The following is a 22082-nucleotide window of genomic DNA, read 5'->3' as shown; positions in this document are numbered from 1 at the left end:
CTAAAAATGGCTTTTATCAAGGCGAAGCCTGCCGTTCATGTCGAGACCTGGACAAGGGCTTCAACACCGAGAAAAGCCATTTTTAGGCCCGCCCTGTGGGGCTTTCAGGCAAACCCAGACTCGTTGTTACGCCTTTTTGAAAGGTCTCGACCTTACTGCAAAGGCGTGCTGCGATTCTGAATTAGCCTGAAAGCCAGAGTTCATCTGAATTAATCAGAGGTGCCTTAATAAGTAGAGGTAAGACCTGGCGTAGAAAAGGCGCAGTGCAGTCAGGGTGTGTGCAGTGCTAGCACTAAAATGGTCATAGCCAGCTGCAGCCCAGTCAGCTATGGCAGGTTTTAGCAGTAGTTGGCGTTGTAGATGTATCAGGCGCTTTGACTGCTGCTTTTTTTACGAGGTATGCCTAGGCGTTGACGGCGTTCCCAGAGGCATTTACGGCTGATGCCCAGCTTTTGCGCCAGCTCGGTCTCGGTCATGCTTTCCTGATGTTCCAGCACAAAATGCTGGAAGTAGTCTTCCAGTGATAACTCTTCATGGTTTTCGGCTGTCTGGGGGGCGGCGACTTCGCTGCCCAGCGGGATCTCGCGATCAAAGTTAGTGATGCCGGTTACCGAGCTGTTGTCGGATACGTCCTCGTAATCAATATCCAGCAAGTCGTGGCTGATAATCCCGTTCTCGGCCAGAATGACCGCTCGTTCAACGGCGTTTTCCAGCTCCCTTACGTTACCGGGCCAATGGTAGCCAGCAATCGCTTGCAGGGATTGGGGGCTGAACAGGTGTTTGTCCTTGCCCAGTTTGTTGCAGGTGCGCTGTAGCAATTTTTCTGCAATTTCGATCACGTCACTACCGCGGTCGCGCAAGGCGGGAAGTTCCAGCTGCATCACGTTGAGGCGGTAATAGAGGTCTTCTCGGAACTCCCCTCGCTGGGCTAGCCCTTTCAGGTCCCGATGAGTGGCGGCAATCAGTCGCACATCGACTTTCTGGCTATGGACCGAGCCTACGCGACGAATTTCGCCCTCTTGCAGTACCCTGAGCAGTCGCGCCTGGGCTTCCAGCGGGAGTTCGCCGATCTCATCCAGAAACAGGGTGCCGCCATCGGCCGCTTCTACTAATCCGTTTCGGGCGCTGGTGGCACCGGTAAAGGCGCCTTTCTCGTGGCCAAAGAGCTCCGATTCGATCAGGGTTTCGGGGATGGCAGCGCAGTTTACCGAGATCAGCGGAGCGCTGGTGCGCAGGCTTTCCCGGTGCAGGGCTCGGGCCACCAGTTCCTTACCCGTGCCGGATTCACCCAGAATCAGAACTGTGGTGTCGGTAGGGGCGACTTTGCTGATGCGTTTGAAAAGCTCCAGCATCGGTGGGCATTTGCCGATAATTTCATTGCCAGTGCGGGGGCTTGGGCCCTGCTCCGGTGCGGCTTGTTGCGGGCTCGTTTCCGGGCCTTTCTGGTGATCGTTAATGATGCGTTTGACGGCTTGCAGCATTTCATCGTGGTCGAAGGGCTTGGCGATGTAATCCACCGCGCCCATTTTCATCGAATCGACCGCGGAGCGCAGGCTGGCGTAACTGGTCATGATCAGTACAGGGGTCCCCTGGGCGTGCTTGATCATATCGGTTCCGGGTTCGCCGGGAAGGCGCAGGTCACTGATGATCAGCGATAGAGCACTCAGGTCGTTGTTGTCTAACGCCTCCTGTACCGAACCGGCTACGCGCACCAAGTAACCATTGCGCTCCAGCAATCGTTGCAGGGCAGAACGAATGATGGGTTCATCTTCGACGATCAGGATGGGCTGCATAGAAAAACCTGTATAACTGCTTAGCTGGAATGGGCTGATGGCGCGGGTTGCTGATACCGGGGCAGCGTAATTACGATGCTGGTGCCAGAGCCGTTTTCATCATCCGTCGGGCTGATCACATCTATCTTACCAAAATGTTCTTCAATAATACTGTATACCAACGCCAAACCCAGTCCGGTTCCCCTGCCCGGGTCCTTGGTGGTGACAAAGGGTTCAAACAATGAGTCACGAATATGGGCAGGGATCCCGCTGCCCTGGTCGGTGACCCTCAGGGTCACGGTATGTTCGCTGGCCTCGCTGGACAGGCGGATATCACTGTTGGCCGGTGAGGCATCCCGGGCATTACTGAGCAGGTTGACGAAAACCTGCAGTAACCGCTGGCCATCACCGCTGACCAGCAGGGACTGATCGATCTGGTTGTGATAAACAATGCCCTGTTCCTTGCGGCTCAGGGAAAGCAGATCGATAGCCTCATTGACTGTTGTGTGGATGTTAACCGGATCCGCCGGTGCGCTTTGGCGATGGTTGGTGCCGCTGTGGGAGAAGTTAACCAGAGACTGCACGATGCGGGTTACCCGTTCCGTTTGTCCCAGCACCTGTTGCGCCATCTCACGAAACTCGTCGTTGTCCGTCTCTTCGCGCATCTCCTGGGCCAGGCAGGCAATGCCGGTAATCGGGTTGCCAATTTCATGGGCGACCCCGGCCGCCAGCCGGCCGATGGATGCGAGACGTTCGCTGTGGACCAGCTTTTCTTCCAGCACCTGGGTGTCGGTCAGGTCTTCCAGCAGCACAATGGTGCCACTACGTGCGGCCTGGGTGTCGCTGATGGCGGCCTTGTGCAGGCTGATGCAGCGCTCCTGTCCATCGACCTCGACCTCCTGTTTGTAGAGATGCGGGGCAGTATCGTCGACAAACCGTTGCAGCAGCTCCCGCCAGGGGCTGGAGATGTCACTGAGACGTGAGCCGACGATATCGATCGCGCTGATGGCAGTGATTTGCTCCATGGCGCGGTTCCACATCAGAATTTCCTGATCGTCACCCAAGGAGCAGACGGCCATGGGCAGGCTTTTCAATGTCTCACGGTGATAGCGCCGCAAACCATCGAGTTCTGCGGCCATTCCGGTGAGTTGAGAGTGGTATTCCTCTAACCGATTTTCCATAAAATGGATATCTTCGGTGACGTATTCGGCGACCCCATCCTTATAAGGAAGAAAATTATCGACAATCTCCTGGGCCACACTGGGCCCCATAAGCCCCGACAGGTTGGCTTGAATGCGATCCCGCAGCCGGCGCAGGGCATAGGGTCTTTTCTCGTGATAGCTAAGACTCAGGTCCCGCAGCGCCTGGTTGACTTCCCGTTGGGCGATGCGCGCTCCCAGGGGCTTGGTCAATTGCTGTTGAAACTCTTCCGGAGTCTCGATGCTAAGGCCCCGCCGCTGTGGTCTATTCATGGTATCGACCGAGCAGGCCGAGGCTGCACTGATCTCGTCCTCCGAGCTTTGGCTGAGGATCGATACGATGACAAACGCCAGGCTATTGAGGCTCAGCGAGACAATGGCGGCCATATTCCAGCTGTCGGCATCGATATTGAGGCTGTATCCCAGCAGGGGCAGGTCGATCTGTTGCCAGCCGGTAATTAGAGGAACCATCATGCTTATGGCCCATACGAGACCGCCGACGATCAGGCCGGCAATAAAACCCTGGCGGTTGGCCGTTGGCCAATACAATGTGGCCAGAATACCCGGTAAAAATTGCAGGGTACCAACAAACGCAACGACCGCCAGATTGGACAGATCCTGATACGCCTGCAGCAGATGATAAAAGCCGTAGCTGGCCAAAATTATGGTGGAAATCAGAATACGTCGCGTCCAGCCAAGCCAGCTATAGATGTTGCCTTTGGCGCTGGGTTGGTAAAACGGCAGCACCAGATGATTCAGTACCATGGCGGAAAGGGCCAGGGTCGTGACAATGATCAATCCGCTGGATGCGGATAGCCCTGCAACATAGGCCAGTAATGTCATCAATGGACTGTCGGCGCTGATGCCGATGCCGAGAGTAAAGTACTCTGGATTGGTGGGTGCCTTGAGTAGCAGGCCGCTGGCCAGGATGGGGATAACACAGAAACTCAGTACCAGCAGCAACAGCGGCATACCCCAGCTGGCAGTTAACAGTGCGCGCCGGTTGAGGTTTTCGGTGAAAATCATATGGAACATGTGCGGCATGGTTACCGCAGAGGCAAAGAACACCAACAGAAGTGTGCGCCAGGGGCCGCCCTCGAGAGATTGCTGAAAAGCGGGCATCAGCTCCGTATTCTGTTCCAGCCAGCGTTCGAGTCCGGCCGGGCCATCAAAAAACTGGTAGATCGCCAGGGTGCTGATGGCCACCATGGCGACCAGCTTCACCACCGATTCGAACGCGATCGCAAACACCAGACCCTCGTGGCGTTCTCTGGAAGAGATGTGGCGAGCCCCGAACAATATGGTAAACACAATCATCAGCACGCAGAAACCCAGCGCCAGGGTTTCGGGCGATCGGTAATGGGTGATCAGTTGCATGGCATCGGCCACGGCTTGTATCTGCAGTGCCAGTAAAGGCAGCAAGGCAATGACCATCAGGCCGGTGCTCAGTGTGCCGGCCCAGGAACTGCGAAAACGGAATGAAAAAAGGTCCGACAGCGAACCCAGTTGATAGGTGCGCGTTATCTTGAGAATGGGAGCAAGCAGCACCGGAGCAAGGAAGAAGGCGCCGCATATGCCCAGGTAATAGGCGAGGAAGACCATACCGTAATGGTGGGCAAAACCCACCGTTCCGTAGGTCGCCCAGGCGCTGGCGTAAACCCCTAACGAAAGTACATAGGTTACCGGGTGACGGACAATGCGCTTGGGAATAATCCCTCGTTCGGTTACCCAGGCGGCCAGGAAGAGGCAAGCCAGGTAGCCCAGGGTAACAAGTAATAGTGTACTGACCTCAAAGCTCATCACTGCTCCGTTGTCTTTGCAATAGCAGGCAGACGATGATCAGGATCAGCCATAGAATCCAGGGGGCGTACCAGTCGACCGAGGAGCGTATCCACCAGTCCATGATGGCCGGGGAGAAAAGGTAGATGCCGATAACCAGCAAGGTTACCAGGCGGTAGATATACATAATGAGTCTCTGTCGTCTAGAGAGTGCACGATGGTACTCAAGCTGCATCTAAACATCAAAGCCGGCCTTTATGCTGGCGGTGGGTATCTCGACGGTGCGCGGGATTCTGTCCAATGACCAGAGTTTGGTGGCCCACGCCAGGAGTTCGCTCAATGAAGCGTCTACCATTGTTTCCGGGGGTTGCTGTCCGAGCAGACGAAGGGCTTCGATTAATACCGGGCGAGGGTCGCCAGTCGGGAGCGGACGCGCCAGATTCTGTTTGCTTAGCTTCTTGCCCTGGTCGTTGATCAGTACCGGAATATGGGCGTAACTGGCCAGAGGGAAATTGAACAGCTGTTGCAGATGGCGTTGCCGGGGTGTGGAGTCGAGCAGGTCGATGCCGCGCACAACATGGGTGATACCTTGCCAGGCATCATCGGCGGCAGCCGCCAACTGGTAGGCGACCAGGCCATCCCGTCGCCAAATAATGAAGTCCCCGACCTCTTTGGCCAGGGCGAAATGCTGGTGGCCCTGTATTCGGTCTTCGAATTCGATGGTGCTATTACACAGAACCCTGATCGCGCAGTCGCCAGATCCTTTTAAACCGTCACGGCACAATCCCGGATAGTAGCCTTGATAGGGAGCCAGTTGTTTGCGCGAGCAATTGCAGGGGTAGGCCTGTTGCGTATCGAGTAGCTGTTGCTTCAGCTCTTGGTAACGTTCGCGATGCCGGGATTGGTAATGGGTAGAGCCATCCCAGAACAGGCCATAGTGTTCCAGAGTTCGCTGAATACTATCGCTTGCGCCGGCCAGTTCCCTGGGCGGATCAATATCGTCGATGCGCAGTAGCCAGGTGCCCTGTGCCGAGCGCGCGTCCAGATAGCTTGCCAGAGCAGCCAGTAAAGAACCGAAGTGAAGAGGGCCGGTTGGAGACGGGGCAAAGCGCCCAACGTAGCAGGAGTCAACCATGGCGGGAAGGAGCCGGCTCTGGAGATAAAGCTCGGCTCCGATCAAACAACTCAGGTACCGAGCTGTTTTTCCTTGATTTCGGCCAGGGTTTTACAGTCGATGCAAAGCGTTGCCGTAGGGCGAGCTTCCAGTCGACGAATGCCGATTTCGATACCGCAGGAATCGCAAAAGCCGTAATCGTCATCTTCGATGCGCTGCAGGGTTTTCTCGATCTTTTTGATCAGTTTACGCTCGCGATCACGGGTGCGCAGTTCAAGGCTGAATTCCTCTTCCTGGCTGGCACGGTCGGCAGGATCGGGGAAGTTGGCGGCTTCGTCCTGCATGTGGTTTACAGTACGATCAACCTCCTCCATCAACTCCAGTTTCCAGGTGTTGAGGATCTTGGTGAAGTGCACGACCTGTGGCGGTCCCATATACTCTTCGCCCTTTTTCTCTTTATAGGGTTCAAAGCTGCGGATCAGGTTTGTGGTCTTTTTCTGTGCTGGCATACTCTCAGCCTCTACATAAATAAATATCTTTTCACAGGTGGAATTTACGGAACTGACCGGTAACGTAAAATCCATCTACTCGCAAGAGCGGAGAAACTACCAGAACAGGCCACGCTGCGCTAGCCAATTAATGAAAAAATACCCCTTGCAACGGCTGACGGGCACAATCTGAGTGGGTTTTCACAATACCCTGGAATAAATGCGCCCGTTATGAGTGGTATATTCAAGACAATGTCGAAGTAAGGGATACTGCATGCAATACCCCCGATTGTTAGAGGGGCGCCTGGTGCGCCGCTACAAGCGTTTTCTGGCGGATATTGAAACCGCCTCCGGTTCCAGTTTGACCCTGCACTGCCCGAATACAGGCTCAATGCGTAATTGTGCGATGCCTGGTAGTCGTGTTTGGTACTGGGATTCAGAAAATCCGAAACGAAAATACGCCCATACCTGGGAGTTGGTAGAAACCGGGATTGACGAGGGGGGGGGAGGAGATATTTCGGGGCTGGCCTGCGTCAATACGGCCCGCCCCAATCACCTGGCGCGTGAGGCGATCGAAATGGGTGTGGTAAAAGAACTGCAGGGTTATCAACAGATTCGTTCCGAGGTTCCCTATGGTGAAGAGCGCAGTCGCATTGATTTTTTATTGCAAGCGGATGACCGTCCCGACTGCTACGTTGAGGTTAAGAGTGTGACCTTGGCGATAGGTTCCGGCCGGGGGATCTTTCCCGATGCGGTCAGTGCCAGAGGGAGCAAACACCTGCGTGAGTTAATCGCTATGGTTAAGGCCGGTCATCGGGCTGTTTTGCTGTTTGCCGTACCTCATACCGCCATCAATAGCGTGGCGCCCGCGCATCAGATCGATCCCGAGTACAGCAGTACACTGAAAATGGCTGTGCAGGCCGGGGTTGAAGTGCTGGCCTATGGCGCCAGCATTAACTTAGAGGAGATCGCCCTGAACCGAAGGTTGGCGTTTGAGGTTGAGCCCACCGAAAGCAAAACGCAGGAATCCGTATGAAGTTGAGCAAAGTTGTTGGTGTATTGGGGGTAGTGCTGGTGTTGAGTGGTTGCTCGGCGGGATCCTCGATCATGGTGTCCAATGAGCACCAGCTTGAGCAGTGGCAAGCACCGCTGAATCGGCAGGCTCCCGCACTTGGTAATATCTGGTCATATAAGGACCAGCGTTGGCTATCGCCTTCTGAGCTGATTAGCGCAGTATCGCAAACCGAATACCTGCTGCTCGGGGAAAAGCATGACAATCCCGATCACCACCGCATTCAGTGGTATCTGCTGAATCAGTTACGACAGCAGAACCGTTTGGGCTCGTTGACCATGGAAATGCTGAATGCCTATCAGCAACCGGCGGTCGATCGTGCGCTGGAATTGCCATCGCTAACCCTCGAAGAACTGGAACAGCACATGGCATGGGATCAGGTAAAAGGGTGGCCTTGGGACTTTTATGGTCCGTTAATGCATCTTGCGATTGAATCGGGGGTGCCTGTGCGTGCGGGTAATCTGGATCGGGAGCGGGTTATGGCGATTTATGGGCAGCAGCCACCTTATCCTGAGCGGCTAACGGGTCAGGTTCAGGCCGATACCCAGGCGGCACTGGAGAAGCAGATAGTGGCTTCCCATTGCGGTCATGCGGAAGGCGATCATCTGCAGGCGATGGTGAGAATACAACAGAGCCGGGATCAAGCTATGGCAACAGCCATGGCGAATCAGCCCAGGGTATCGGTGTTGCTGGCGGGAGCATTTCATGTGCGGAAGGATTGGGGAGTTCCGGCTTATTTGTGGCGAAACCAGCCCCAGGCTCAGCTACTGTCGGTGGCTATGGTGGAGCTGTCGGCGGCGGAAGATGGGAGCGTAGCAGAGCGCGTTGCCGAATTTCGGGGTGTCTACGATTACCTCTGGTTCACTGCTGCCATGAGGCGACCCGATTTCTGTGCTAATTGGGAGCAGCACTCCCGTGGTAGTGAATGATGCCTGTAGTGCGGAGTTCTTTTAGCTTCAGCAGGGTTTGGATGGGTGGCAAAAAAAAGCCCCTCTCGGGTAGGAGAGGGGCAAACCGTGATTAGCCTGATGAGGAGATAACCTGAGCCGGGTTGCTAGTGTTGCCCAACTCAACTTATCCAGCTGCCTTTCGACAACTTGATGTAAACAATAATCATTATCATTTAAGTTGTCAAACGATTTCTTCTAAATGATCGATGCTGTGCTGGTTGGAATGTCCGTGCGTGCTGCTATTTGGTTTGTGCAAACGCCCATTGGCGGGGGTTGGGTTTTCCGTGAATCCATCCCTGTAAGCGTGATGATGGTAATAAAAAAGCCCCTCTCTGGGAAAAGAGGGGCAAATCTGATTAGCCTGATGAGAAGAGAATCTGAGTTGTTCTGCTAGTTACGAGCAACCCGGATAATTCAGCTGCTTTACAACAACCGAATAGTAATAATAATCATTATCATTTCGTATCGCAAGCGATTCCCCAATTAATCGGGTTATCGCCTGTGAGGGTAGGCGGGTGAATGGGTTATTGGCCTTTTTCGAGCAATTGCTTATTCAAGTCGTTGATGGTTCGGGCCATATTTTCGACCAGCGTCGAGCAGATGCGTGGGTGGGTTTGCATCAGGTCAACAAACTGGTCCTGGGGAACGGTCATTACCGTGCTGTCTTCGCTGGCGATCACCGAGGCACTGCGTTTTTCATTGGTAAATACCGCCATGGCCCCAAATACTTCATCTTTGTAGACATCGCCGACTTTGACGTCTTTGACAAAGGCTTCAGCGTGGCCGCTCATGATGATGTAAACGTGATCGGCATCGTCACCTTCTTGAATAATGGACTCGCCTTTTTTGACGTGCATAAAGCCGGTCGCCGGGTGAGCCTTGACCTTGGTACTGCGTGCAAGGGCGTCGGTGAATAGCGCTGATTGGCCCAGAATATAGCGGGTAAACTGATACTGACGGTCGGCATCCTTATGAATATGACTAAACACGGATTGGCGATCGTAGGGGACCAGAATGGCTTGCTGTCTCACTGAGTAGGTGCAAGGTGGCAGCCCCATGCCCTGCCGTAACCCGACCAGGTCACCTTCAGTCAAATAGAACAGGGCGCGCCCTTCGATGTCTGCATGAACCACGCCTTGTTGCACGAAATACAAACGATCGGTGCTGTGCTCACTGTAGAGGTTTTCAGCGCTGGCTATTTCGATGGGCGCTTCAAGGGGCTCGAGACCATTCAGCATGTCGCCCGGGATGGTTTGCAGGCTATCAATGAGTTGGTCAATGTAAGGAGGCTGTTCGCCCAGCAGATACATAGAGAAATTCCATAGAGCAAGTGAACAGCCAACGATAGGCCAAATGTCAGGCTAATTAAAGGGGCAGGGTGTGCGCTGGGTCGACTTTTTAATTGTCTACTTCGGCCTCCTCTACCAGGCGTTCCTTAAGCGTAGGGTCGAGTTTATTCCAGTGGGCATTGATCAGAGCGCCTTCCAGAGCGTACAGCAATACTTTGGAGACTTTGAAGCCGCGGGTTTTGATTTTGCGGTAGGCTTCAACAGAGCCGATCTCTTCCAGCTTCTCCTTGTCGCGTATTCCTACAGCATTGAGCCATTGAACCGAGGTTTTGCCCAGGTTCTTCATTTCAATCAAATTTGAGTTCATCGCTTGCAATCCTTTTGTACGCAGACGCGATGCTGCGCTAGCGGGTCGTCTGATTAATTGTGGAGGAGCGGACTGCCCCACCCACTAATAATAGACGACCTGAGCTAATTGCAAGCGGTTGGGTCAGGGGTGGCCGAAACGTTGTTGAATACGTTCAACCAATGAGTCAACACTGTCTTTATCATCGGTCTTGACCAGTTTGCGATACTGTAACTCCTGTTCGGTCAGTGGCTCGCTGCTTTTGAGTTGTTGGTCGAGGACTTCCAGGTTGGCTTCGGATGGGTCTCCCCCTTGCTCGGCGCGGGTTTTGATCCATTGGCGAATGTTTTCGAGTTCCGCCTCGCAACTGAGAATCAGGAAGGGGGCGCCGAGTTCTTCTACGGCATCATGTATCTGTTGGCGCTGATGCTGCTTGAGATAGGTGGCGTCTACTACCACGCTGAAGCCGTAGCTGAGAATTTCAACGCAGAGTTCGGTTAGGCGGGTATAAGTGTGTTCATTGGCTTGCGGAGTATAGATGTTGGCGTTCAGTTCGCTCTCGGATGAGGCTTCTGGTGCAAGCCCATACAAACGTTTGCGTTCTACATCGGAACGTACCCGGATAATACGCAAGCCATCAATCAACTTGTCGCCTGTGGTGCTTTTACCCGAGCCGGACAGCCCGTGAGTAATAGACGCAAACCGAAAGGGAACAGAGGTGTAGTGTTCGGCCAGATCGGCGTATTTGCGATACTCTGCCAGCAGTCTGCTTTTTTCTGAGTCATCGACACCCTGCATCATAAAGAGTGAAACCTTGGCTCGGACCATGGCGCGATAGGATTTGTAAAAGTTAAGCAAAGCCAGGGATTGGTAATCACCACTGATTTCCAGGTAGCGATTAAGGCAATGATTGGCCAGCTTTTCTTCGCCCCGTGCTTCCAGGTCCATAATCAGGAAGGCAATATCCGCGCAGGTGTCGGTCCAGCGGAACTCTTCGTTGAATTCAATGCAGTCAAACAGAACAACCTGTTCGTTGAACAGGGTGATGTTACCCAAATGTACATCACCGTGGCAGGCGCGGGTAAATCCAGCCGTCTTGCGCTGTTCGATCACCGGAGTCAGTCGCTGATAGCTGTCTTCCGCCCAGCCCTGCAACAGGTCGAGTTGCCGAAGGTCGTCGGTGTTGTCTGCTAATAATGGACGAATCTGTTCGAAGTTCTGGCTAACCGGGGCCATAACCTGCGTTGCTGTACCAAAATCGCTATCGGCTGCGGCAATCTCGATATCGGCGTGGAAGTTGGCCAGTATCTCGCCCAGTCGATCAATGTGATCGATGGTCAGTTCTTTCCTCTCTTGCAGTTCGCTGAGTAATTGGCCACGGGGAAACTGATGCATGCGCACCATGTATTCAAAGGGTTCGCCTGGGCCGTTTAAAGTGGGTGTGGATTCATCGCCAAAGAGAGGGATAACACAGTCATAAATTTCGGGAGCGAGTCGCTTGTTGAGGCTGACTTCAGCCTCGCAGAAGCGCTTGCGAGCCTCCAGTGAAGAAAAATTGAGGAAACCAAAATCGACGGGCTTTTTGATCTTATAGGCGTACGCCCCGGTAAGCAGAACCCAGGAGATGTGGGTCTCGATCAGTTCGAACGAATCTACCGGGTGGTCAAATAGGGTCGGGCGTTGAAGTGCCTCGATCAATGCATTGCTCACAGGAGCTCCTTGGTGTGGGTTCCGAATCAGGCCGCCCATTATGGCGAATTTGCTTCAATAGTAAATGTAGCACGGCGCACTAGGCTGTCGCTCATGTATAATCCGCCGCCATGGCCAGAACCAAATCTTCCCGCCGTCCCCGTCGTCGGGCGGTGCGGACATCTCGATTTAAACGTTTTATCTCCTTCGTGCTAAAAGTGCTGGTGGCGGGAGGTGTGGCGCTGCTATTCCTGCTCGCCTATCTGGATGCGGCAGTGGTAAGCCGCTTTGAAGGTAAGAAATGGGCGATCCCAGCCAAGGTCTATGCCAGCCCCCTGGAGCTCTATGTGGGCGCACCCCTCAGTGCGGATGAGGTGCTTCAGCAGCTCAAGTTGTTGGGCTATCAGGGGGTGTTACGGGTACGCAAGTCCGGCCAGGTGTCTCGTCAGGGAAACCGGCTAGACGTGGGCAGTCGTGGGTTTCGCTTTACCGACGGTGAAGAGCCTGCACGTCGTTTGATTGTCAGTTTTGCCTCGGGCCGGGTCAGTGCTCTCAGGAATAAAGCGGGGGCCGATGTCGGGGTGGTGAGACTGGAGCCTTTGCTTATTGGTGGGATCTATCCGGCCAATAATGAAGACCGGCTTCTAGTGAATTTATCGCAGTTGCCGAAAACGCTGATCCCGGCTTTGCTGGCGGTTGAAGATCGGGACTTTTACCATCACTTTGGCGTCTCTCCCAAGGCCATTGCTCGCGCTCTGGTTGTGAATCTGGGGGCAGGTGGTGTGCGTCAGGGGGGCAGCACCCTGACCCAGCAGCTGGTGAAAAATTTCTACCTCAATGATGAGCGTTCGCTATGGCGAAAGGGCATCGAAGCCCTGATGGCCCTATTGCTAGAGGTGCACTACAGCAAAGATGAAATTCTTGAAACCTATATCAACGAAATTTACCTTGGGCAGCAGGGCCGTCGCGCCATTCATGGTTTTGGTTTGGCCAGTCAATTTTACTTTGGGCAGCCTCTGAAGGAGCTGTCTCTGGAGCGTGTTGCCTTGTTGGTGGGTGTAGTGAAGGGCGCCTCCTATTACGATCCGAGGCGTCACCCGGAACGTGCTAAAAGACGCCGGAATCTGGTGATAGATCTCTTGCACAGGCAGGGAGGGGTGTCGGCCAGTGAGGCCGCCAGAGCCAAGAGTAAACCGCTGGGTGTGATCCGGCGCCCTGGTGGTCAGGGCAATCTCTATACGGCATATCTCGATCTGGTGAAGCGACAATTGCGGCGCGACTACCGTGAAGAGGACCTGACCTCGGAGGGGTTGAGAATTTTCACCAGTTTGTCGCCTCTGGCACAGCAACGTGCACAGAAGAGTCTGCAGCGCACCCTGGCTCAAGTGGCGCCAGATGACGGTGGCATGCAGGGGGCGGTTGTAGTGACATCGCCAGCAACCGGAGATGTCTTGGCCTTGGTGGGTGATCGTAAGGCGGGTTATGCCGGTTTCAACAGGGCGTTGGATGCCGTGAGGCCGGTAGGTTCTTTGATAAAGCCGGCGGTCTATCTGGCGGCTCTTGAGCAACCGGAGAAGTTTAACCTGATTACGCCGATTGACGATGGCGCGATTCGTATGGAGTTGTCTCGCTCTGATGTTTGGGAACCGCAAAATTTTGATCGCAAAAGTCACGGTATGGTGCCTTTGCACGAGGCTTTGTCACGCTCTTATAACCTGTCGGCTGCCCGCTTAGGTATGGAAGTGGGAGTATCTAATGTGCAGGCGGTTCTGCGCAGGCTGGGGGTAAATCGGCCACTGACGGATTACCCAGCATTGTTTTTGGGGGCCGCATCCATGTCGCCGATTGAAGTGGCGTCCATCTATCAAACAATAGCGGCCAATGGTTTTCAGATGCCGTTGCGTTCCATTCGAACGGTAGTTACCGATCAGGGGGTGACGTTGAGTCGTTACCCCTTGGCCGTGCAGCAAGAATTTTCCCCGGCTGCAGTTCACCTTTTGCAGTATGCCTTGATGGAAGTCATGCGGGAGGGTACCGGTCGCGCGGCGTATCAAAAACTGCCCGATCACTTGCGTGTAGCGGGTAAAACCGGAACCACGAATGATCTGCGCGATAGTTGGTTTGCCGGTTACAGTGCTGACCGGCTGGCGGTCGTCTGGCTGGGTCGGGACGATAACAAGTCCACCCGGCTGACTGGTAGTAGCGGTGCGTTGCGCGTCTGGCGAGACTTTATGTCGTCGGGTGTACAGGAATCCTTACGGCCAATACCGGTTGATGGAGTGGAGTACTTTTGGGTTGAACCTGAGACGGGCAAGCGCAGTGCTCAAGGGTGTAAAGGTGCTCGATATATGCCCTTTATTGCCGGAAGTGAGCCGAAGTCCAGTAGTGTCTGCCGAGTGCGGGGGCCTGTGATAGACTGGTTCCGCTCCTGGTTTGATTGAGTAGGCAAATGGAAATATCGCAGCGATTATTGTGGTTAGGTAGCTCGAGTCGCTGGTTGGTGCGTGTGGTGGCGATGGCGCTGTTGTTGTCGGGCTGTGCGTCCAACCCTCAATATTATTATGTTCCGGAAGAGGATCCCGGGTTGGTAGAGCGCCCGGTCGAAACTCATTCAGCCGAAACCGAAACCCTGCAGGACGAAGAGCGTCAATACAGCTATGTTGACCCCGTTCCGGACGTTGTCAGTGAAAGACCCTCGAGTGTTGAGCAGCTGGTTCGACAGTCGGATCACAAATTGCGCAATAGTCGCTATGAGGAGGCGGCCTCTTTGCTGGAAAGAGCGCTGCGCATTTCTCCTTCCGATGCGGATTTGTATTATCGGCTTGGCACGGTACGGTTGCGTCAGGGACGTTACGCCCAGGCCGAGCAATTGGCGAGACGAGGGATGTCATTGAGTCATGATTCCCGGCAACGACAAGATTTACAACGACTGGTTGATTTGTCGCAAAAGGGGCAAGGTTAGTTGAATGGATGTTTCTGAGCTAAGTGGTGCGCTGAATGAGGTTGAAGCGCAAATGCGTGCCCTGAAGTTGTGGCAGGGTGCTCCCCCTCCGGCAGAAGCCTTTGCCAGTCGTGAGCCGTTTTGTATCGATACCATGGGGTTCGATCAATGGTTGCAATGGGTGTTTATTGGCCGCTTGCGTGCCATGCTGGATGCGGGGGCTGAGCTGCCGGGGAAAAGTGAGCTGTTGCCATTGGCCGATGAGTTCTTCAAGGGTCGCACAGCTCGTTGCGGACCCTTGTTATCGGCTATTGCCAAGGTGGATAGGCTGTTAACTCAGGGGTGAGTTGTTGCCTGATTATTTGCAGTAGGTGTCGATGGCTTCGTCAGCCTGGCGGATTTTATGCTGTTTCTCGTCTTCTGATAATGTGCGGTAGGTGCCATCGTCTTGCAGTAGTTTAATCCGATTTTTCAAGGTCAGCTCAACCTTGTTGCGTTTGGCGGTCTCGCAGTTTCTCTTTCTAGATGCCTCAGCCTCCGCGAGTTCTTGTTGAAATTTTTCCTCGCTAGCCTTCTCTTCTTCGGCGGCTTCTGGGTTGCTTTGGTCTTGAGGCTGGCTGGCTTGCGCGCTGTTACTGGCAGATGAAGATGAGCTGCGACCTTTGATTTCTTCAACACCGTTGGTGGCGCTGTTGCCGGGAGGCGTGGCAGAGAAGTGGGTCTGGCCGTTTTCATCCACCCATTTGTAGTAAGTGGCCGCCTGAGCTGAAGCAAAGGTTAATAGGGCCGAAATGATTATGAAACAGGCTTTTTTCATCAGAGTGGTTCCGCTGTCCAGGAGTCTTGTAATCACAATACTATATACCTTTGCCTATTTGCTGTGTAGACGCAGCGCCTGCCCCTGTCATGCATTGTGATTTGATCCCACTTTTGGTTGGTCGTTGACTTATAACAACGAACTTACAATAATGCCGGTTCGAGAAAGACTTACACCTATTTGATGTGCGTATCGGGTGTGAGATCCTGACCTATCAGATCCAGCGCTGTTACCCTCGGCAATGGATTCTCCCGAGACGCGTTACCACGCGCTGGGTTGTGGCGGTCCGAGACAAGCGGAACGCAAGAACAATCTGGCTTTAAAGTAGCTAAAAGCCCCTAGGGGCAAGTTGGTTTGGCTACGGGTTCAGGACAACAAGGTGCAACAGGTGCTGGTATTAATGATCGGCGCTGTTGCTGTTTGTGGTTCTGGGTTCGGTGTGGTGGTGTGCTCTGTCCTGTTCTTACGGATTCAGTAGGCCGTACAGTCATTTTCGCAGTGAATAAAAAGATCGCTTTGGCCGTGGTCCGTCCAAAAAGTGGTCCGTATTAAATTAGGGGAATATTGTGGAGCATTTATCTGGCGCAGAAATGGTAGTGCGCTCCCTTGCGGATGAAGGGGTTGAATACATCTATGGGTATCCCGGTGGTGCCCTGTTGCATGTTTATGATGCAATTTTCAGACAAGACGACGTTACTCATATCTTGGTTCGCCACGAGCAGGCTGCCACTCACATGGCCGATGGCTACGCTCGTGCCAGTGGTAAGCCAGGGGTAGTGCTTGTGACCTCGGGCCCGGGTGCGACGAATACCATTACCGGTATTGCGACGGCCTATATGGATTCTATTCCAATGGTGATTCTGTCCGGGCAGGTCCCATCCGACTTTATTGGAACAGATATGTTCCAGGAAACTGATATGGTGGGGATTTCGCGCCCCATCGTAAAACACAGTTTTCTGGTCAAGCGGGCCGAGGATATTCCAGAGACCATCAAGAAGGCGTTTCATATTGCCCAGACAGGCCGACCCGGCCCGGTGGTGGTGGATATTCCCAAAGACATTACGAATCCGAGCGAGAAGTTCGAGTATCAGTACCCGAAAAAGGTCAAGATGCGCTCCTACAATCCTGCCAGTCGCGGCCACAGTGGCCAGATTCGCAAGGCGCTGGATCTGCTCTTAGGGGCTAAGCGTCCGGTTATTTATAGTGGCGGTGGTGTGATTATTGGCGGTGCGTCTGAAGAGCTGACGGAGTTGACGCGGTTACTCAACTTCCCGATTACCAACACCTTGATGGGGTTGGGGGCGTTCCCGGGGTCCGATCATCAGTTTCTGGGTATGCTAGGAATGCATGGTAGCTATACGGCTAACCTTGCGATGCATCACGCCGATGTTATTTTGGCGATCGGAGCACGCTTCGATGACCGGGTAACCAATGGCATTGGTAAGTTCTGCCCCGGTGCCAAAATCATTCATATCGATGTTGATCCTGCCAGTATTTCCAAGAATGTTATGGCTGACATCCCCATTGTGGGGCCGGTTGAAAGTGTACTCAAGGATATGCTGAAGCAGATCTCAGAGGAAAAACGCAGCCCCGATACGGAAGCCCTTACCAGCTGGTGGAAGCAGGTGGATGAGTGGCGTTCCAGCAAGGGAACCTTCCCCTACGAAGAAGGTGACGGTGTAATTATCAAACCGCAAAAAGCGGTGGAGACCCTTTACGAGGTCACCAAGGATATGGATACCTATATCACCTCCGATGTGGGTCAGCACCAGATGTTTGCCGCGCAGTACTACAAGTTTGATAAGCCCAATCGCTGGATTAACTCCGGCGGGCTTGGAACCATGGGCTTTGGTTTTCCGGCGGCTAATGGGGTCAAGCTCCACTACCCCAATGCCCAGGTGGCCTGTGTGACGGGTGAGGGCAGTATCCAGATGAATATTCAAGAGCTCTCTACCTGTATGCAGTACGACTTGCCGGTGAAGATTATTAACCTGAATAATCAGGTGTTGGGCATGGTGCGCCAGTGGCAGGAGATGCAGTACGAAGGGCGTTATTCTCACTCCTATATGGATTCTCTGCCGGACTTTAAGAAGCTGGTCGAATCCTACGGTCACGTTGGTATGCGAGTCGAAAAGCTGGCAGATCTAAAACCGGCCATGGAGGCAGCGTTTGCGATGAAGGATCGTCTGGTCTTTATGGATATCGTGGTGGATTCCTCCGAGCACGTGTACCCCATGCAGATAAAGGATGGGTCCATGCGTGATATGTGGTTGAGTAAAACGGAGCGAACCTGATGCGTCATATTATTTCGGTATTGATGGAAAATGAACCGGGCGCGTTGTCCCGCATTGTGGGGCTCTTTGCTCAGCGTAATTACAACATCGAAAGCCTCAACGTCGCGCCGACCGAGGACCCTACGTTGTCGAGACTGACCCTGACCACCATTGGCGAAGATCAGAAAATTGAGCAGATCACCAAGCAGCTCAATAAGTTGGTGGATGTGGTTAAGGTGGTGGATTTGACCGAAGGGGCGCATGTTGAGCGTGAGCTGATGTTGCTGAAGGTCAAAGCAGGTGGTGCCCAGCGTGCGGAAGTAAAACGCACAACGGATATCTTTCGTGGCCAGATTGTTGATGTCACAAGCTCTATTTACACCCTGCAACTTAGCGGCGATAGCGACAAACTCGATGCCTTTATTCAGGCCATCGGCCCTGCCATTATTATTGAGGTGGTGCGTACGGGGGTTTCCGGTATTGCTCGAGGTGAGAAAGTCTTGAGTTTGTAGGTTGTTTTTCTGATTGTTGGTTAAGCACAAAAAAGCCCGGCATTGCCGGGCTTTTTTGTGCTTCCAATACTCTTAAACGATGCGCTTCATATCGGTCATATAGGCGCGCAGTTGCTTGCCGATGACTTCAACGCCGTGGCTGCGAATCGCTTCATTGATATCGACCAGCTGACGGTTATCAACGCTGTTGCTGTCTACTTTCATGCCGGCACCGATAACGTCGGTATCAACGGTTTGCATAAAATCTTTCAGCAGAGGCACGCAGGCGTGGGCAAACAGGTAGTTGCCGTATTCGGCGGTGTCGGAGATTACCACGTTCATCTCATACAGCTTCTTACGAGCAACCGTGTTAGCGATCAGGGGTAGCTCGTGGAGTGATTCGTAATAGGCTGACTCGGCAATAATGCCCGAGCTGGTCATGGCTTCGAACGCCAGTTCTACACCAGCCTTAACCATAGCCACCATCAGAATACCGTTGTCGTAGTACTCCTGTTCGTCGATCTCTACATCACCGGCGGGCGTATTTTCGAATGGGGTGTCCTGAGTTGCTGCGCGCCATCCGAGTAGGTCGGCGTCGTCGTTGGCCCAGTCGGCCATCATGGTGGAGGAGAAGTGGCCGCTGACTACGTCATCCATATGCTTGTTGTACAGTGGACGCATCAGGTCTTTGAGTTCTTCGGACAGCTCGTAAGCACGAATTTTGGCTGGATTGCTCAGGCGATCCATCATGTTGGTAATGCCGCCCAGCTTCAGGCCTTCGGTGATGACTTCCCAGCCGTATTGAATCAACTTGGACGCATAGCCCGCGTCGATGCCTTTTTCAATCATGCGATCGAAGCACAGTAATGAGCCCGCTTGCAGCATACCGCACAGGATGGTTTGCTCGCCAACCAGGTCGGATTTTACTTCGGCAATAAAGGAAGATTCGAGAACACCGGCACGATGACCTCCAGTACCGGCAGCGTAGGCTTTGGCGATCTCAAGGCCGTCACCATTCGGGTCGTTCTCACGGTGAACGGCGATCAGTGTCGGAACGCCGAATCCGCGCTTGTACTCTTCGCGTACTTCGGTACCTGGGCATTTGGGAGCAACCATGACAACCGTAATGTCGTCGCGAATTTGGGTGCCTTCCTCGACGATATTGAAGCCGTGCGAATAGGCCAGGGTGGCGCCCTGCTTCATCAACGGTACCACCTGCTTAACAACGGATGTGTGTTGCTTGTCCGGAGTCAGGTTTAAAACCAGGTCGGCGGTCGGAATCAGGTCCTCATAAGTGCCAACAGTAAAACCGTTCTCGGTGGCGTTTTTCCAGGATTGGCGCTTCTCAGCAATGGCCGCCTCGCGCAGAGCGTAGGAGACATCGAGGCCGCTATCGCGCAAGTTAAGACCCTGGTTGAGACCCTGGGCGCCACAGCCTACTACGACCAGTTTCCAGCCTTTGATTTTGGTTACGCCCTGGTCGAATTCCTCGCGTTGCATAAAGCGGCATTTGCCAAGCTCTTCCAGCTGGATGCGCAGAGGCAAGGTATTGAAATAGTTCATGGGTTTTTCTCCTAATCGTTAAGACGCTCTGGTCGGCGTTTGGAAATCGGGGCTGCGATGTATATGGAGGCGGTCGCAGCGGTGGAGCTACCCTACCCAATTATTTGTGTTGCGTAAAATGAATTATATGGAATACTTTGTTGCAATATATGAAATACCGGGTGGGTCTTGGTAGATGAATCGAGTGGCGTTAGAGCAGTTTCTGGTGCTTAGTGAATCGTTGCATTTCTCCCGTGCTAGCGAATTGTGCCATATCAGTCCCTCGACACTCAGTCGAGTCATTCAGAGGCTGGAAGATGAGGTGGGAGTGTCGCTGTTTTATCGTGACAATCGCTCGGTGGCGTTAACGCCTGCTGGGAGGGAATATCAGCGTTATGCGCGAGAGGTAATAGAGCGGTGGTGGCAGCTCAAGGCGCGGGTGCGTGAGAGTGGTCCGCTGGAGGGGGAAGTTAGCCTCTATTGCTCGGTCACAGCCAGCTACCGTTTTTTACCTGAGTTGTTGAGTGAGTATCGACGTCAGCATCCTGGCGTCGAGATTAAGCTGGCCACAGGTGATGCTGCGCTATCCTTGCCCAAGCTGCTGGGGGGCGAGGCTGATCTGGTGATTGCTGCTCGCCCGGATGAGTTGCAGGCAGATATCAGCTTTCAGCGTATCAGCGATACGCCGCTGCAACTTATCGGGCCGGTGGTCGAGGGAGTGGTGAGTAGTGATCTGGATGCCGGTCGGCCCTGGTATGAGGTGCCGCTGGTTCAGGCGGAAAGCGGTGTGGCTCGAAGTTCTCTTGATGCCTGGTTTTTAGAGCAGGGCATTCTGCCGGAGGTGTACGCTACGGTGGCAGGAAATGAAGCGATTGTGTCTATGGTGAATCTTGGGTGTGGGGTTGGAGTGGTACCTGAGCTGGTGTTGGAAAACAGCCCGGTTGCCGAGCGTGTTCGGTTATTGGAGATCGAACCGCGCTTACCGCCATTTGAGATTGGCTTGTGTGTTCGGGGGCGATCACTGCAGAAGCCGGCGGTAAAGGCTCTTTGGTCGATTGCTGAAAGTGTCAGGCGTTAGCGTTGTGTTGGCTGCGTGAGCGTGGGACATTTGTCTGGATGCTGTTTATAATGCGGCAACGTTTATAGTGGTGAAGGTTTCATGGTCGATAAAGAGAAGGTAACCCCATTAAAGGGGGCGGACGAAGCGGCTGCAGAGGGTAGTGGTGATGCTGTAGAGAGCCTGTTGCCCGTTGATGAGCACGTTGAGGAAGTGGCCGAGAATGGTCAACGTGTTCAGCATCGCGGTGTTTATCTATTACCTAACCTGTTCACAACGGCGGCCTTGTTTTGTGGTTTCTATGCGGTTATTGCAGCAACCAAGGGGGCGTTTGAGCCGGCCGCGATCGCCATTTTCGTCGCGATGGTTCTCGATGGGCTCGATGGGCGAGTGGCCCGCTTGACCAATACGCAGAGTGCTTTTGGTGCTGAATATGACAGTTTGTCTGATATGGTTTCATTTGGGGTTGCTCCGGCAGTCGTAGCTTATAGTTGGGCTCTTGAGGGGTTGGGTAAGCTTGGTTGGGTTGTTGCTTTTATTTATGCGGCGGGCGCAGCGCTTCGACTTGCACGTTTTAATACTCAAATAGAGACGGCAGATAAACGCTTCTTCACCGGTTTGCCCAGTCCTGCGGCGGCGGCCGTTGTGGCTGGAATGGTTTGGTCGTTCAGTGCCTTTAGTGGTGAGCACTCGCTCTGGCTTTCGTTGCTGGCGATGGTGGTAACCGCGTCGGCGGGTGTGATGATGGTTACCAATATTCGCTTTCACAGTTTCAAGGATCTGGACTTAAAGGGTCGGGTTCCGTTTGTGTTTATTTTGGTGGTAGTGCTGGTATTTGCTGTTGTGGCCTATGATCCACCTCGGGTTTTGTGGGGTGTGTTTGTGGTCTACACCCTGTCGGGACCGTTAATGGCAGTAATGCGTTGGGGGGATTCATCATCTAAGCCTGAGGCTTGAATGAGTTTGAAGTGGTAGGGCGCACAGGTTGCGCCCTTTTTTGTGGGTGGCTTATAAGTAAACTCGTCGTTGCACTGGTGTTGATTGCAAAATGTTCTTTAAAGAAAGAGGTGTAGAGTGGCGAGTCTGACTAATATTTAGGGTCCGGTGCCGATAATCTCGGGGCTACAGCGGGTCTTTTGTTATTCTTGAAAAAAGAGTGTTGACGGGCCTGCCCGAGCATATATAATGCGCCTCCCTTACAGCAGCAGGGGCCCCGGAAGCGGTGGTTTGATGTTGTTGCAAGAAACCTTTTCAGGGTGTGTT

The 22082-nt window shown here is 53.6% G+C and carries 19 protein-coding genes; 9 read left to right on the top strand and 10 right to left on the bottom strand.

Annotated elements, in window-relative coordinates; genetic code table 11:
- Positions 1-365: 365 nt before the first annotated feature.
- From MIB40_RS16980 to dksA, 5 genes are read right to left on the bottom strand one after another with little or no spacing between them, the layout of a single operon-like run.
- Positions 366-1793 (bottom strand): sigma-54-dependent transcriptional regulator, encoded by a 1428-nt coding sequence (locus tag MIB40_RS16980; RefSeq protein ID WP_249696687.1) that lies wholly within the window; start codon positions 1791-1793, stop codon positions 366-368.
- Between the two features lie 20 nt (positions 1794-1813).
- Positions 1814-4771 (bottom strand): sensor histidine kinase, encoded by a 2958-nt coding sequence (locus MIB40_RS16975; RefSeq protein WP_249696686.1) that lies wholly within the window; start codon positions 4769-4771, stop codon positions 1814-1816.
- Positions 4761-4937, bottom strand: a complete 177-nt coding sequence (locus tag MIB40_RS16970; protein ID WP_249696685.1) for a hypothetical protein — start codon at positions 4935-4937, stop codon at positions 4761-4763. The genes MIB40_RS16975 and MIB40_RS16970 overlap by 11 nt, the downstream gene beginning before the upstream one ends.
- A gap of 48 nt (positions 4938-4985) precedes the next feature.
- On the bottom strand, positions 4986-5885 hold the full coding sequence (gene gluQRS / locus MIB40_RS16965; protein ID WP_249696684.1) for a tRNA glutamyl-Q(34) synthetase GluQRS: 900 nt from the start codon (positions 5883-5885) through the stop codon (positions 4986-4988).
- Positions 5886-5935: 50 nt separating this feature from the next.
- Entirely contained in the window at positions 5936-6373 is a 438-nt protein-coding gene (dksA, locus tag MIB40_RS16960) for an RNA polymerase-binding protein DksA (protein ID WP_249696683.1), read from the bottom strand.
- A 253-nt stretch (positions 6374-6626) separates the two neighbouring features.
- On the opposite strand from dksA, the gene sfsA reads away from it, so the two are divergent.
- Positions 6627-7388 (top strand): DNA/RNA nuclease SfsA, encoded by a 762-nt coding sequence (gene sfsA, locus MIB40_RS16955; protein WP_249696682.1) that lies wholly within the window; start codon positions 6627-6629, stop codon positions 7386-7388.
- Positions 7385-8353: a ChaN family lipoprotein gene (locus MIB40_RS16950; protein WP_249696681.1), complete on the top strand. Its 969-nt coding sequence runs from the start codon at positions 7385-7387 to the stop codon at positions 8351-8353. Before sfsA ends, MIB40_RS16950 begins: the two co-directional genes overlap by 4 nt.
- A gap of 545 nt (positions 8354-8898) precedes the next feature.
- Here MIB40_RS16950 and MIB40_RS16945 read toward each other — a convergent pair.
- From MIB40_RS16945 to MIB40_RS16935, 3 genes are all read right to left on the bottom strand, one after another.
- A complete protein-coding gene (locus MIB40_RS16945; RefSeq protein ID WP_249696680.1) occupies positions 8899-9684 on the bottom strand; it encodes a cyclic nucleotide-binding domain-containing protein in 786 nt (261 codons plus the stop codon).
- Positions 9685-9772: 88 nt separating this feature from the next.
- The gene (locus MIB40_RS16940) at positions 9773-10030 is read right to left on the bottom strand and encodes a TfoX/Sxy family protein (RefSeq protein ID WP_249696679.1); all 258 of its coding nucleotides are present in this window, start codon (positions 10028-10030) and stop codon (positions 9773-9775) included.
- 123 nt (positions 10031-10153) lie between these two features.
- The gene (locus MIB40_RS16935; protein ID WP_249696678.1) at positions 10154-11719 is read right to left on the bottom strand and encodes a bifunctional aminoglycoside phosphotransferase/ATP-binding protein; all 1566 of its coding nucleotides are present in this window, start codon (positions 11717-11719) and stop codon (positions 10154-10156) included.
- 110 nt (positions 11720-11829) lie between these two features.
- Here MIB40_RS16935 and mrcB point away from each other — a divergent pair, with 110 nt between their 5' ends.
- From mrcB to MIB40_RS16920, 3 genes are read left to right on the top strand one after another with little or no spacing between them, the layout of a single operon-like run.
- Positions 11830-14139, top strand: coding sequence for a penicillin-binding protein 1B (gene mrcB, locus MIB40_RS16930; protein WP_249696677.1), 2310 nt, complete (start codon positions 11830-11832; stop codon positions 14137-14139).
- A gap of 8 nt (positions 14140-14147) precedes the next feature.
- Complete coding sequence (locus tag MIB40_RS16925) at positions 14148-14660, top strand: tetratricopeptide repeat protein (RefSeq protein WP_249696676.1); 513 nt, start codon at positions 14148-14150, stop codon at positions 14658-14660.
- A gap of 4 nt (positions 14661-14664) precedes the next feature.
- Entirely contained in the window at positions 14665-14985 is a 321-nt protein-coding gene (locus MIB40_RS16920; protein ID WP_249696675.1) for a YqcC family protein, read from the top strand.
- A gap of 12 nt (positions 14986-14997) precedes the next feature.
- Here MIB40_RS16920 and MIB40_RS16915 read toward each other — a convergent pair whose 3' ends face one another.
- Complete coding sequence (locus tag MIB40_RS16915; protein WP_249696674.1) at positions 14998-15456, bottom strand: DUF4124 domain-containing protein; 459 nt, start codon at positions 15454-15456, stop codon at positions 14998-15000.
- Positions 15457-16022: 566 nt separating this feature from the next.
- Between MIB40_RS16915 and MIB40_RS16910 the strand changes: the two genes are divergently transcribed.
- Both MIB40_RS16910 and ilvN read left to right on the top strand, forming a co-directional pair.
- Positions 16023-17750: an acetolactate synthase 3 large subunit gene (locus MIB40_RS16910; RefSeq protein ID WP_249696673.1), complete on the top strand. Its 1728-nt coding sequence runs from the start codon at positions 16023-16025 to the stop codon at positions 17748-17750.
- Positions 17750-18241, top strand: coding sequence for an acetolactate synthase small subunit (gene ilvN, locus MIB40_RS16905; RefSeq protein WP_249696672.1), 492 nt, complete (start codon positions 17750-17752; stop codon positions 18239-18241). The genes MIB40_RS16910 and ilvN overlap by 1 nt, the downstream gene beginning before the upstream one ends.
- Positions 18242-18313: 72 nt before the next feature.
- On the opposite strand, the gene ilvC is transcribed toward ilvN, so the two are convergent.
- Positions 18314-19783, bottom strand: a complete 1470-nt coding sequence (ilvC, locus tag MIB40_RS16900; protein ID WP_249696671.1) for a ketol-acid reductoisomerase — start codon at positions 19781-19783, stop codon at positions 18314-18316.
- Between the two features lie 175 nt (positions 19784-19958).
- On the opposite strand from ilvC, the gene ilvY reads away from it, so the two are divergent.
- Together ilvY and pssA are read left to right on the top strand one after the other, a co-directional pair.
- Complete coding sequence (gene ilvY / locus MIB40_RS16895) at positions 19959-20840, top strand: HTH-type transcriptional activator IlvY (RefSeq protein ID WP_249696670.1); 882 nt, start codon at positions 19959-19961, stop codon at positions 20838-20840.
- Positions 20841-20921: 81 nt separating this feature from the next.
- Positions 20922-21776, top strand: coding sequence for a CDP-diacylglycerol--serine O-phosphatidyltransferase (gene pssA, locus MIB40_RS16890; RefSeq protein ID WP_249696669.1), 855 nt, complete (start codon positions 20922-20924; stop codon positions 21774-21776).
- The last annotated feature ends 306 nt before the right edge of the window (positions 21777-22082 follow it).

Origin of the sequence: Aestuariirhabdus haliotis, assembly GCF_023509475.1 — a bacterium.
Classification (GTDB): Bacteria; Pseudomonadota; Gammaproteobacteria; order Pseudomonadales; family Aestuariirhabdaceae; genus Aestuariirhabdus; species Aestuariirhabdus haliotis.
Note: the sequence above shows the minus strand (reverse complement) of the source record. Positions and strands in the feature narration are given on the sequence as shown.